The following is a 12766-nucleotide window of genomic DNA, read 5'->3' as shown; positions in this document are numbered from 1 at the left end:
TAACCAACTTCAAATTTAATATACGAGAGATGCTGTCTAAAAGAAAGGCGGCATCTCCCGTATTTACAATTCTGGTTATTAACCTTTAACAGCACCGGCGGAAAGTCCGCTTACGACGTAACGCTGAGATACTAAAGCGATGATGAGAACCGGAAGTGTGATAATGCAGGCTGCTGCCATCAATGCCCCCCAGTTGATTTCGGAGTAGGACATAAAGTTAAATACAGCGATCGGAAGCGTCTTTGTTTTGTCTCCGGCTAGAATCACTGAGAACATGAAATTGTTCCACGAGAAGATGAAGGAGAGAAGCGATGCCGTAATAACGCCAGGTCCCGAGATGGGCAAAATAATTCGTAAGAAAACTTGGTGGTGTGTACAGCCGTCGATAAGACCCGACTCTTCGATTTCGGTAGGCAGAGCCTCGAAAAATGAAATCATAATCCAAATAATAAAAGGCAGTCCGACAAGCATATGGCTTAAAATAAGTGCTGTATACGTGTCCACCAAATGGATTTTGGAGAACAAGATGAACCAAGGAATTAGAAACGTAATTCCCGGGATAATTCTCGCGACTAAGATGAGAAGCCCCAGCTTCTGAAGGTGATGACGAGCAATCGCATAGGCTGCAKGGAGACCTAGAATAAGTGACAACAGTGTTGAACCAGCGGCAACGAGGAAGCTATTCCAGATAAATCTAATGAAATCATATTCTTTAAACACGCTGACATAGTTGTGAAACGTCGGTTTGAAGATAAACATTTGGCCAGTCGACAAGATCTGTGATTGCGTCTTAAACGATGCTAGGAGCATCCATACGAATGGAAATGCAAACACAATGACGACTAGAAAGGTAAGCAGCGTTTGTGCAATTCTCGGACCTTTCTTTTTTTTCATGATGTGGTTCCCTCCATTCGTTTACGCATCCAAATCATAAATAATGTTAATCCCATAACAAGTGCGAAGAAAATGACAAGTAGTGACGAAGCCATTCCAAGCTTAAAGTATTGGAAGCCAAGTACATATCCGTATAGATTCAAAGTCTCTGAAGCGAAGTTCGGTCCGCCTTGCGTCGTTGCATAAATGATGTCGAAAGTCTTCAAGACGTCAATTAATCGCAGCATAGCGGCCACAATAATGGTCGGTCTTAATAGTGGAAGTGTAATGGAAACAAATTTTCTCCATGTGCTTGCGCCGTCTACATCCGCCGCTTCATAAGGATCTGTTGGGAGTGTGGCTAATCCCGCCATAATAATGAGTGCAATCATAGGCGTCCATTCCCACACATCAACGATAACAAGTGAAGGGATGACCTGATTAGGTGAAGCTAGCCATAGGAGTGGCTCTAGACCAAACGTTTTGAGCAGCATGTTGGCTACCCCGATCGTAGGTTCGTAGATCAGCATCCAGACTAATCCCATGGCTACCGGTGTTGCTACCATTGGCAGTAGAAAGATTGTTTTTACGATATTCTTCCCGCGGAACTCTCTGGAAAGAAGCAGGGCGATGGCGATACCAAGAATCACTTCGAGGGTAAGCGCTGCGAATGTGAAATAAAACGTAGAACCTGCTGCATGCCAGAAGCGTTCATCTTTGAACAGGGCTATATAATTCGACAAACCCACCCAGAGAGGTGGTGTCGTTGCGGACATGCTCCATTCATAGAAGCTGATCCGAACGGTATAGATGATCGGAAACAGCATCATAAGCAGGACGAAGATGACCGCGGGGAGTGTATAAATCCATTTTAAGTTGCGGTTAAACCAACTGTATTGCATGCTGCATGCACCCTTCCTGATGCCGATATTTTCTGTATGAAAGATGAAAAGGGCCATCAGATGACCCTTTTCACCCATCGAACACGTATTTATCTTGTTTTATCTTTATCCATAATTGTTTGCAGTGCTTGGTTGGCTTTGTCTGCCACAGGTTGAAGATTCGTTTCACCTGTCATAACCTTCTGAACAATTTCACCAACTGCATCACGAGCTTCGCCTACACTAATCACGGTTGGACGGTCGTGGTCAACGCCTGTTTTAGCACTTTCTTTGATAATCGGAACAAGCTCAGCCGGGAAGCCTGTCGTGCCTTCTGGTTTATCCCAAATCGAAGCGCGGGCACCAGGATTACCTTTTTGCTGCGTTTTCAACACAATATCTTTACTTGTTGCCCATTGAATGAACTCCCAAGTCGCGTCTTTATTGGTTGATTTGGCGTTCATCGCAAGCCCCCAAGATGTAATACTGTAAGGCTTGGAGCCTGCTTTACCCCCAGGGAATACAGCAAACCCAACTTGATCAGAGATTTTCGATTTCGCCGGATCCGTTGCGTTCTGGTAGAGTGAGTTCGCATCGGTTAAGAAAGCGACCTTACCCTGCGCGAAGATACCGAAAGCTTGCGGCCATGACATATTGAGCACTCCTGGAGGCGCATAATCTTTCAACAATGTACCGTAAGTCGTAAAGGCCTTGAGTGCTTCAGGCGTATTAATGCTAGCTTTCTCGCCTGTAGTGAAGTCTGCACCTTCGGAGTATAGGAACGAAGAAACTTGCGTAACAAGTGGAGATCGTTGGCCTCTGGCTACGAATCCATACATCTCATTTTTCGGATCGTGCAGCTTTTTAACAGCCGCGGTAAGCTCCTCTAACGTTTTAGGAACAGCGATACCCGCCTTTTGCAGCAAGTCTTTGCGGTAATACAAAATTTCTTGTTCCGTAATAATCGGGATACCAGCTAATTTGGCATCAACTGTTGTTGAACCAATGGCGGATTTTGAGAAATCATTAAAGTCGTAGTCTTTTGCTTTTTGAGCGTATTCGTCAAGAGGTTGAAGCCAACCATTTTTATAGAAAAGCTTGCCTTCTTGAAGAGGGCGATACATAAAGACATCAGGTGTTGCAGAACCAGATGTGAATTGCACGGTCAGCTTCTGTGTGAGCTGATCCTCGAAGAAATTTTCAACATTCACCTTAATGCCGGTTTCCTTCTCGAAGTCAGGAAGCAAGGGCTTAATCGCTTCAGCCCAAGGATGGTTGGCTGTTACTAAGGAGATTGTTTTTCCTGCGAATGGCTTCGCATTGGCTGTAGCAGCAGCAGCGCTTGGCGCTGTTGTTGCTTGTTCTGTCTTCGTGGATGTATTGCCGCATCCTGCAACTACCGTTGCAGCCATGACGACTGTCGTGCTGAGACCAATCCATTGTTTGAATGATTTTTTCATGTAATATGTGACCTCCCAAGTACGTTCAAATGGTTGTGTTTACATCTCTAAGAGTACCTGATTCCTCGGTTTGGTTGATATAACTAAGATTCAATATGGATAACTACAACTGAAGGAAATGGAAGTGCTGTAAGTAGTGTTGCCATTTTCTAAAAGAAATTGTGAAGACTAGGGAGTCTACGGAAATGAAATGTTTAATACCGCCCCCGTACATAGCGGGCGGTATTGACACCTAACTTTACTTCGTTTAAAATGTATAAAAATACGAATAAATGAATAAATATACTATTTCGGTGATGCTGAACCTATAGTTGAAGGAGGAACACTATCGTCATGACATTTACGACGATTTTCGCTTTTGCCATAGTCTCACTCGGCATGGTCTGCACGCCCGGACCTAATATGATCTACCTTATTTCTCGCTCGATCACGCAGGGGAGAATGGCGGGGATCATCTCACTGTTGGGCATTGTACTTGCCTTCTTAGTCTACATCGTGACTACGATGTTAGGGTTGTCGGCGCTGTTTGCGGCGGCACCGTATGTGTTCGACGCTGTTAAGCTGGCCGGAGCTGCTTACTTACTATGGCTAGCTTGGCAAGCTGTCAAGCCGGGTGCTAGATCGGTGCTTACCCCACGAGATCTTCCCGTTGACCCGCCCAAGAAGCTATTCTTGATGGGCTTCATGACCAACCTGCTCAATCCTAAAGCTGCGGTCCTGTATGTGTCGCTTCTGCCTCAATTCGAGGATCCTGCTAGGGGATCCTTACTGCTGCAAAGCGCAACGCTGGGACTCACGCAAATCACGGTGAGCTTCACCGTGAACCTCGTGATCGTGCTAACGGCAAGCTGGATCGCCAAATGGTTCGGCACGCGTCCACAATGGCTGAAGATCCAGCGGTGGCTGATGGGAAGCGTGTATTCGGGCTTGGCAGTGCGTCTTGCTTTCGAGCGGAGACAATAGAATGAGAGAGGAGACTCACAGCAAACCGCTGTGGGTCTCTTTTACATAACCTAACTTCGCTTAAAAAAAGCAATCACAAACTCGCGGAAATGAATGGCGGCCTGAGAAAGGTAATGCTTGCGATTCCAGGCGATACCGAAGGTGCGGTGACAGTAGGGTTCTGTTATTTTTAACTGAACGGTGTCCGGATTGGAAGCTCTTCTCCCTAAGGAAAGCGGAAGTGTGAAAGTAATGCCGAGCCCCATCTCGACCAAAGTTTGAACAGCGCTGACTTCCTCAAGCTCGAACGCGATGCGAGGTTCAAACCCCGCCTGACGGCAGAAGCCATCCGTAATTTCCCGGAAATTCGTTTGGGAGGACAAGGAGATGAAGGGTTCATTTGCAGCTTCTACCAACCGAATACTTTCTCTAGCGGCAAAACGGTGCCCCTTCGGGACTGTCAAATACAGCTCTTCTTCAACGAGTGTAAGCCATTCAATATCCGGTCCGATTACCGGTGTAGAAGAGATACAGAAATCGATTTCGGCATTCTCGAGATCATTTTTCATTTCCAAGGCAGATGCCAACTGTCGCTGGATGACTCGGACATGGGGGTGAAGGGTCAGGAATTCCTTGAGCAGAGTAGGCAGTACGTACGGTAGCGATACAAAAAGGGAAACGACGCCATGGTCGAGTCCAGCCATATCTTTGATCTCTCGTTCGCCTTCTTTCAGCTCTAGGAAAGCCTGCTCAACGCGGCGGAGGTAGGTCTTCCCGAAGGCATTCAATTTCACATGCCTGCCTTGACGTTCGAACAAAGGGATACCTAACCTCTTCTCTAGCCGCTGGATAGAGTTGCTAAGGGAAGGCTGTGAGACATTGAGTTCTTTGGCCGCTTGGGTCATATGCTCAAGGCGTGCGACAGTCTGAAAATAATGAAGCTGTAGGAATTCCATGGTGAATCCTCGCTTTGTACATAACTTTGATGTGATCATATAATATGTATTATACATTATTGGTTTTCCCTCTTATACTAGTTCAACAGACAGAAAACCTTTGTGGAGAATGGAGCGCATATGTTGACTAGAGAGAGAATTTGGTCGAAAAATTTTGTTGTCGTATGTATGAGCAGCTTTTTCATGTTTCTCACTTTTTATATTCTTGCTACGGCATTTCCCTTATATGTAAAAGATAGCTTGCACGGCGATCAGCAGCAAATGGGATTGTCGATAACGATTTATGTCATCGGTGGGGTGTTGATTAGACCCTTCTCAGGACAGTGGGTAGACCGATATGGTAAAAAGAAGATGGCCATTATCGGAATGGTCATTTTCTTATTGGCTTGCATCAGCTATTACGGTGCGAAGGGGATGTTCATGTTTCTGGTGATTCGTCTCATTCACGGCATGAGCTATGCGATCGCCTCAACAGCGACGAGTACGATTGCATCGTCACTCGTACCTAATTCACGTCAAGGTACGGGAATGGGCTATTTCAGCATGTTCATGAGTGTCGGCATGGTCATAGGTCCTGCACTGGGTTTATTTTTATGGAAAGATAAGGACATCCATGTGTTGCTGTTGGCGATTTGCGTGATTGCTGCGCTCTCGCTTCTTTTCACGCTGTGTATGCGAGTGCCGAAGCTAAGCCAAGAAGCGCTGCAGCCAGTGGAGCCTAAGAAACGGGAGAAACGACGCTTGCAGTGGAGTGATTTCATCGAACCCAAGGCACTGCCTATTTCGGTGGTGGGGTTTATTCTAGCTTTTGCCTATAGCTCCTTATCTGGCTTTATGTCCTCGTTTACGGTTGAAATTCATCAATCTCAAGTGGCAGGCACCTTCTTTGTTGTGTTTGCGCTGATGATCGTGGTGTTCCGGCCGCTGATTGGGAAAATATTCGATACTTACAATGAACATTATCTGTATTACCCTGGCATTATGTTGTTTGCAGTAGGCATGCTGCTGTTAAGCCAAGCGCACTCGGCAATGATGGTTTTGGTGGCGGGCGTCATAATGGGTGTAGGTTACGGCGCGTTGTTGCCTTGTTTTCAGGCACTAGCGATGAAGCTTTCCCCTGAACACCGCAGAGGGAGTGCAACGGGAACCTTCTTCTTGCTGTTTGACCTTGGGTACGGCTTAGGGTCTTATGTCATGGGGATGATCGCCTCCGTGTCAGATTATCGGATGATGTATGTCGTCGCAGGGCTCGTTCCCTTGCTATCCGCTGCTTTGTATTATGTACTTCACCATCGCCCTCGCGCGAAGGTATCACTTCATAAGCAAAATGCAAAGTTAGTTTAATTAGGGGCACGGGCATAAAAACGCATGCTTTTCCTCAAAATAAACCTTGTTCGAGAATTGTTTGCAGAGGAGAAGGTTTTTATGAAACGAAAGTTCTTATTAGTAACGCTGCTTGTAACGATGGTTCTCTCTTTCACTTTCATGCCGCTGGGCGCACAAGCCACCGCTGGGAAAGAGCCTGGTTCTGCGATGTGCATGAACGATGCGAAAGTGAAGCTGAAGCAAGACATGAGGAGACTTTGGGTCGATCATGTAGGCTGGACGAGGAGTTACATAATCAGCGCAATTGCTGGGGTTGAGGATCAGAAGGACGTGTTGGATAGGCTGTTGAAGAACCAGCAGGATATCGGTGACGCGGTGAAGCCATTTTATGGGGAAGCAGCAGGAAATAAGTTGGCTGAACTGCTGAGGGAGCACATCCAATTAGCTGGTGGTGTAGTAGACGCGGCGAAAGCTGGCAATCAAGCTGATCTAGCCAAATTAAACAAAGAGTTGTTTCGGAATGCGGATGATATTGCCAAATTTCTAAGCGCCGCTAACCCAAACTGGTCGGAGAAAGAACAACGGGACATGTTGTATGCACACTTGCAGTTTATTACCGATCAAGCTACTGCGAGGCTGAAAAAGGATTGGAAAGCCGATATTCTTGCCTATGATAAGGGTGAGGATCATATGATGATGTATGCGGATATGTTGTCAGATGGAATTATCAAACAGTTTCCCGATAAGTTCAAATGAGTTCCCGAAATTTCAAATAAGTGCGTATCCCAAGCTGATACTGGATGCATCCGGTATCGGCTTGTTTGTGCTTCAACCGTGCGTGGATTGGGGCTGTCGTGCTATAATCGTGCCATATGAACGAGAGGAGAGGAAACGTCGAAACTTGTCGACTTTTCACGCCATATGGATATCAAAGAGCTCTTATCTTATTTAACCGAAGAGAATCTGATGCTGCTTTTGGACAAGTACCGTTCATTCGGTCCATTGCCTGGGCTGCTGCTTCCTTTTATGAAATCTTTCATTCCACCGCTCCCAACATTGGTGATCATTAGCGTAAATGCGGCTGTGTATGGGCTGTGGCTCGGTTTTCTGTACTCTTGGATCGGCATTGTCTGCGGTTGCTTGGTGACGTTTGCGATTGTGAAAAAGGTGGCCGGCCACCCCTATCTCGTGCGCTGGTCGCAGAAACCGAACGTCCAAAAAAGCCTCAACTGGGCGCGGCACCAAGCGTTCAATTATGTCTTTATCCTTAGTCTATTTCCTCTGGGACCTTTCGTAGTTATTAATATGGCGGCGGGGCTGGTGCGAATGCGTTTCCGCTCCTTCTTAGTGGCGGTTGCTACGGGGAAAGCGGTGATGGTCATGTCGGTTAGTTTTATTGGCTACGATCTGAAGCGGTTCATGGATCATCCCTATCAGCTTATTTATGTGGCCTTATTCATTGCGATTTCTTTATTTATTAGCAAAAAGGTAGAAAAGCGGTTTATGTAATTGGATACCGCAGGATACCCCGCCTTGCAGCAGGCTCGTTTCCCGATTACAGGGAGCGAAGCCTGAGCAGAGGCGGGGTCTTTGTGCATAGTAAAGAACTATTCGTTGGAGTCGCTCAACACACACAGAGTTAAGTTGGGATAGTTGGCTGCCAGCTCGGCGGCCTGTTGTTGTATTAGACGGAGGTCAAACGACTGGCTGAAAATTGCGCGATCAGGCAAAAATGTCACGCTCGTTCCAGTTTCCTTCGTCACACCCACCGTATGGACTTCGCTCTGAGGGATGCCATGCTTATAGTGTTGCTGATAAACGCGCCCATCCCGCTTGATGGTAACGGAAAGCTTAAGGGAGAGTGCGTTGACGATCGGCATGCTGATGCCTTTCTCACTGCCAGGGGCGAAGAACTGGGCACTTCCACGTAGGTGGTTCATATCCGTCAGAACAGACTGAACACGAAGTAATTCTACATCAGGTAAGGCCTGAACAGGAATGCCACGGCCATTGTCCGAGACTGTTATACTGCCATCCTCATGCGCAATGAGACTAACCTCCGTACATGTACCATGCTGATGTTCCAACAGGCAGTTCTCCACGACAGCCCAAAGCAGCAGGTGTGGGTTATAGGCATCAGCGGCGCCGCCTAGGTAATCAGGAGCATTCGTACGTGCCTCCGTCATCGCGATGTAGTCGGTTGTATCCATCAGATCCGAAGTAGCTGCGAAGAGTAAAAGCAGAGGAAGTACGCGATGACCAGGAATTGCATACGTTCCGCCTCGCTCTTCTTGCACGAGCAAATCCGCGCCAACTAAGGCTTTCATATGATGATAAAGCTGCCCCGTCGTGCCCATATTCAAGCGTTCCACAAGCTCAGGTCCCGTTAGTGGCTCCTGTAATACTAATCGCAAAATATCCAAACGCTGCTTATGCGCAAGGGCTCCCAATACTTTGGCCGATTTATCGCCATCGAGTAAGAGTAACTGGCTGACTTGTTTGTCCTGCGGCTCCCAACGGTAGCTCGCATTCTCTCCCCGATACTGCCCGGAATAAAACAAACGGCCTAGCTCAGCGGAGGCAGGAGCTTCTTTGGTAGATGTATTGATAGGGGAATGCTCCTGTGCATCCCTTTTCAGTAATTGCTGAACCAGCTGACCCAGTTGGTTCATTTGTGCTTTCAAAGCATCTAGCTCGGTGCCATAATCTCGCGTTGTGGTCAAAAAAGATCACCTCACATAAATTATTTAATTACGTAATTAAATAATAACATAATATGGCTGTCCGAGGCAAGGGCGGGGGAATACAATAATTGACTGCAAGACCGATGAACCTCCCCGGCCTAATTGAGGGCAAGGCAACAGTGAGGAATTAAAAATAACTGGATTATATGTAGCTACTTTTGCTGTGAAACCCACTTTGAGGCGATTAACTGGAAAAAGTACAGCTAAATTCGAGCATTTACGCCGAATGTGGGGAATGTTGAGGAATTAGATGGAGTTTTTCCATCTAGTTCAGGAACATGGCCGTAAACGAGAAAATTAACTGTAGGAAATCCATCTAAAGTTTTGTAAGCCCGCGAGGGGACCTATGGGAGGAAGCTGACGAGAGGCCAAGGATGCCAAAGGAAAGGCGATGCTACTTAAAGACACATGTGCAGCAAGAATTCGAAATTTCAACCGTTCAGCATGTTCACCAATCCACATCAAACCCGAACGGCAGGCCATACCACAACCTCGCCAGAATTCAACCTCAATCAAACCAAAATTTCGCCCAACCCCAAGCCGGATCGCAACCGGAACCCGAACCCGAACCCGAACCTCAGCCACACCACAACCTCGCCTGAATTCAACCTCAGTCAAATCAAAATTTCGCCCAACCCCAAGCCGGATCGCAACCGGAACTTGAACCGGAACCCCAACCAATCCCAACCTCCGCGCGCTACATTGGATGTATCCAGTGTACCGTTCTGACAAGTAGCCAAGAATGAGTTTGATTGGACCAATCAAGCCACAAAAAAGACGAACCAACGCTTAATGCAGCGTTAATTCGTCCCTTCCTTGCGTTTCCAATTCCGTGTATACGCGGACCTGATCTTGATTGTCTATCGTAGCGAGCACGACGTGCTCGAGTTGAGCATGTGCGGCCTTCATCTGCGCCTCCAGCCAAGCCAGATCTTTCCCTTGCTGCGCGAGCAGCTTTTTATCATAGGCGCCTTGTATGATCAGTTGCTTCACGAGAGAGAAAGGGGCGCTGGGAATTGCCATATCTTTGGCGGTTACCGTTTGATGCTGCGGCTCGAGGAATACGGAAACCATCCCACMGGGCTCCCACAATGCTAGCGCCACTTTCTGGATATCCTCCACTTGTTGCTTGCGAAGCTCCGAGAAGAGGTGGTCGACTGAGATTTTGGCTTTGCGCAGGCCGCCCATGCGAAGTTTTCCGTGTTCAATAAGCGTCAGGGGTGACGGTTCAAAGAGATGTTTGAGGAAGTTCCATTTTAGACTCAGCCAAGAGGTTGTGAGATATAGTACGACGAGCGCAACGGTAGTGATCATGGAGCCTGTTAAAGCTAGGTGCACATCCGAGAGCGGGTGTGCCATGATATTACCTAGAATAAGGGCGATTACGAAATCGAGAAAGCGGAGTTGAGAGATCGAGCGTTGGCCTAATGCTTTGGCGGTAATAAGCAGGAAAAAGTAGCCTACGACGGCACGTAAAATCCACTGTATGGTGGTCAGTGATTCTTGACTGCGAAAGAAGTCCAAGGGTCGTCAATCTCCCAACATAAGGTAAATGCTCCCTATAACGTAGCCTTGTATGGGATCAGCTATCCGCGGTTTGCAGGGGAGCAGGCCCGATGATCTAGTGCTTGTCGTTGGTGAGTCCGACCTGCTCCTCGCTCCAATCCCAGAGCTGACGAGCTAGCGCGTCGTCCTTAGCTCGGGCGGAAACAGGCGCAATCACCCGCCTGTAGAAGTACTCGCCGCTGACCGTCTGCACATCAGGGCTTGTGGTCAAAAACACCGCCGTATCCGCGCCCTGCGCCGCCGTCAAGAAAAACGGCCGCATCATCGCATGCACGGCCTTCCCAAACCCGGTGTCGCGATCGACACCGATGTTCGTGGCCACGGCTCCCGGATGGAGCGAGTTGGCCGTGGCAGAAGTGCCTGCGAGCCGCTTCGCGAGCTCGCGGGTGAACAAGATATTCGCCAGCTTCGACTGGGCGTATCCGTTCCAGACCCGGAACCCTCGCTGCAGGTGAGGGTTGGCCCAATCGATGCGCCCGATTTTGTGGGCGCCGGAGGAGACATTGACGATCCGCCCCTGCGGAGCGCGGATGATAGCGTCCAGCAGAAGCTGGGTCAGCAGGAAGTGGCCGAGATGGTTGACACCCATCATGGACTCGAAGCCATCTGCTGTGGTTTTTCGCTTCACGGTGACGACGCCAGCGTTGTTCACGAGCACGTCGAGCTCGTCGTGCTTAGCTAGAAACGCCTCCGCAAAGGCTCGAATGCTCGCAAGCGAAGCGAGGTCGCAGAGCATCAGCTCGATGAGCTCGGAGCCGCTCTGGCGTCGTGCTTCTACGAGCGCCTGCTCGCCTCTTTGTTTGCTGCGGCAAAGCATGATGACGTTGGCGCCTAGCTTGGCCACTGCTACCGTTGTGGCAAGGCCCATGCCGGAGTTAGCTCCGGTGATGAGTACCGTTTTATTGTGCATCGCGGATCGCCTCCCTTTTACTTCCAGTATAGCCCATGAGAAGAATCCCCGCTTACTATATTGCGCTAACGATGCTGCATTGGGGTTTTCTTTTTATGTTAAACTAGTTGGATAGAATTCAATCAGTGGAAGTGAGGAGCGTGCACACGTGGAAGCGAAAAAAGCAGCAGCAGAGCTAGCTATTATGGAGATCCAAGATGGGATGATTGTCGGTTTGGGGACAGGATCTACTGCCTACTGGGCGATCCAAGGGCTTGGTGCTCGGGTGCAAAACGGCCTGCACATTCAGGCTGTTGCGACCTCAGTCGCCTCAGAGAACTTGGCTAAGGAGTTAGGCATCCCGCTTATTCCTTTTGCAGATATCTCAGAAATCGATGTCACGATAGATGGAGCCGACGAAGTCGATCCAGATTGGCACTTAATTAAAGGTGGGGGAGGCGCGCTGCTGCGGGAGAAAATCGTCGCATTTTCAAGTAAGAAGCTGATTATTGTGGTCGATGAAAGTAAAGTTGTTGCGCAGCTTGGCGCATTTCCACTACCTGTTGAAGTTGTTAAATTTGGCTATGAACTGACGATTCGAAAACTCCGAGCGCTTGGCTGCGAGCCCATGGTTAGAGTTGCTGAGAGTCAGCCATTTGTGACGGACAACGGGAATTATATTATCGATTGTCAGTTTGCCAGCATCCCAAGCCCTGCAGAGCTTCATCGAGCAATTAACGGGATTCCGGGTGTTGTGGAGAATGGGCTTTTTATCGGATTGGCGAGCCAGGTGATTGTCGGGTATAAGGAGGGTTCGGTGGGGAAATTGTAGGTAAATAACACGCCAAATAAAAAAGAGTTGCTCCACATGTCTCTGATGATTTGTGGGGCAACTCTTCTGTGTTAAAGTCGAGATTTAGAAGTCTCGATTGTCGTATTTTAAGAAATAACTGGAAAACCTCCAGCTAATTCTGTCGTATTTCAACCAATTCGCAGATTAACTGGAAAAACTCCCGCTATTTCAGCCGTTAGGCGCCATTCTGGATCAAATGCTTCAGATTAGCTGTAGGAAATCCAGTTATTCGTCTCAAAAGGCTCATTCCGCTGAAATTAGCTACAGAAAACCCAT

13 protein-coding genes are annotated in these 12766 nt (G+C 48.1%); 5 read left to right on the top strand and 8 right to left on the bottom strand.

Annotation, left to right across the window (positions count from 1 at the left end; genetic code table 11):
- Positions 1–78: 78 nt before the first annotated feature.
- The 3 genes from AC1DLM_RS12965 to AC1DLM_RS12955 form a co-directional block, all read right to left on the bottom strand.
- Complete coding sequence (locus AC1DLM_RS12965) at positions 79–894, bottom strand: carbohydrate ABC transporter permease (protein ID WP_477570173.1); 816 nt, start codon at positions 892–894, stop codon at positions 79–81.
- A complete protein-coding gene (locus AC1DLM_RS12960) occupies positions 891–1775 on the bottom strand; it encodes a carbohydrate ABC transporter permease (protein WP_477570172.1) in 885 nt (294 codons plus the stop codon). The genes AC1DLM_RS12965 and AC1DLM_RS12960 overlap by 4 nt, the downstream gene beginning before the upstream one ends.
- A gap of 89 nt (positions 1776–1864) precedes the next feature.
- On the bottom strand, positions 1865–3214 hold the full coding sequence (locus AC1DLM_RS12955) for an ABC transporter substrate-binding protein (RefSeq protein ID WP_477570171.1): 1350 nt from the start codon (positions 3212–3214) through the stop codon (positions 1865–1867).
- Positions 3215–3547: 333 nt separating this feature from the next.
- On the opposite strand from AC1DLM_RS12955, the gene AC1DLM_RS12950 reads away from it, so the two are divergent.
- A complete protein-coding gene (locus tag AC1DLM_RS12950; RefSeq protein ID WP_477570170.1) occupies positions 3548–4177 on the top strand; it encodes a LysE family translocator in 630 nt (209 codons plus the stop codon).
- A 50-nt stretch (positions 4178–4227) separates the two neighbouring features.
- Here AC1DLM_RS12950 and AC1DLM_RS12945 read toward each other — a convergent pair whose 3' ends face one another.
- A complete protein-coding gene (locus AC1DLM_RS12945; protein WP_477570169.1) occupies positions 4228–5112 on the bottom strand; it encodes a LysR family transcriptional regulator in 885 nt (294 codons plus the stop codon).
- Between the two features lie 120 nt (positions 5113–5232).
- On the opposite strand from AC1DLM_RS12945, the gene AC1DLM_RS12940 reads away from it, so the two are divergent.
- The 3 genes from AC1DLM_RS12940 (at position 5233) to AC1DLM_RS12930 (ending at position 7947) form a co-directional block, all read left to right on the top strand.
- Positions 5233–6456 (top strand): MFS transporter, encoded by a 1224-nt coding sequence (locus AC1DLM_RS12940; RefSeq protein WP_477570168.1) that lies wholly within the window; start codon positions 5233–5235, stop codon positions 6454–6456.
- An 81-nt stretch (positions 6457–6537) separates the two neighbouring features.
- Complete coding sequence (locus AC1DLM_RS12935; RefSeq protein WP_441989742.1) at positions 6538–7194, top strand: glycosyltransferase; 657 nt, start codon at positions 6538–6540, stop codon at positions 7192–7194.
- 165 nt (positions 7195–7359) lie between these two features.
- Positions 7360–7947 (top strand): TVP38/TMEM64 family protein, encoded by a 588-nt coding sequence (locus AC1DLM_RS12930; RefSeq protein ID WP_477570167.1) that lies wholly within the window; start codon positions 7360–7362, stop codon positions 7945–7947.
- 98 nt (positions 7948–8045) lie between these two features.
- Here the strand turns inward: AC1DLM_RS12930 and AC1DLM_RS12925 are convergent, their stop codons facing one another.
- The 4 genes from AC1DLM_RS12925 to AC1DLM_RS12910 form a co-directional block, all read right to left on the bottom strand.
- A complete protein-coding gene (locus AC1DLM_RS12925; protein ID WP_477570166.1) occupies positions 8046–9161 on the bottom strand; it encodes an ATP-binding protein in 1116 nt (371 codons plus the stop codon).
- A gap of 318 nt (positions 9162–9479) precedes the next feature.
- Entirely contained in the window at positions 9480–9863 is a 384-nt protein-coding gene (locus AC1DLM_RS12920) for a hypothetical protein (RefSeq protein WP_477570165.1), read from the bottom strand.
- Between the two features lie 108 nt (positions 9864–9971).
- Positions 9972–10706 (bottom strand): DUF421 domain-containing protein, encoded by a 735-nt coding sequence (locus tag AC1DLM_RS12915; protein WP_477570164.1) that lies wholly within the window; start codon positions 10704–10706, stop codon positions 9972–9974.
- Positions 10707–10803: 97 nt separating this feature from the next.
- Positions 10804–11658 (bottom strand): SDR family oxidoreductase, encoded by an 855-nt coding sequence (locus tag AC1DLM_RS12910; protein WP_477570163.1) that lies wholly within the window; start codon positions 11656–11658, stop codon positions 10804–10806.
- A gap of 148 nt (positions 11659–11806) precedes the next feature.
- Here AC1DLM_RS12910 and rpiA point away from each other — a divergent pair, with 148 nt between their 5' ends.
- Positions 11807–12469 carry a ribose-5-phosphate isomerase RpiA gene (gene rpiA / locus AC1DLM_RS12905; RefSeq protein WP_477570162.1) on the top strand — a complete coding sequence of 221 codons (663 nt, stop codon included), beginning with the start codon at positions 11807–11809 and terminating at the stop codon, positions 12467–12469.
- The last annotated feature ends 297 nt before the right edge of the window (positions 12470–12766 follow it).

This window comes from Paenibacillus sp. 01T442 (assembly GCF_056398345.1).
The sequence above is the reverse complement of the archived record's forward strand: the minus strand, read 5'-3'. Positions and strand labels throughout refer to the sequence as shown.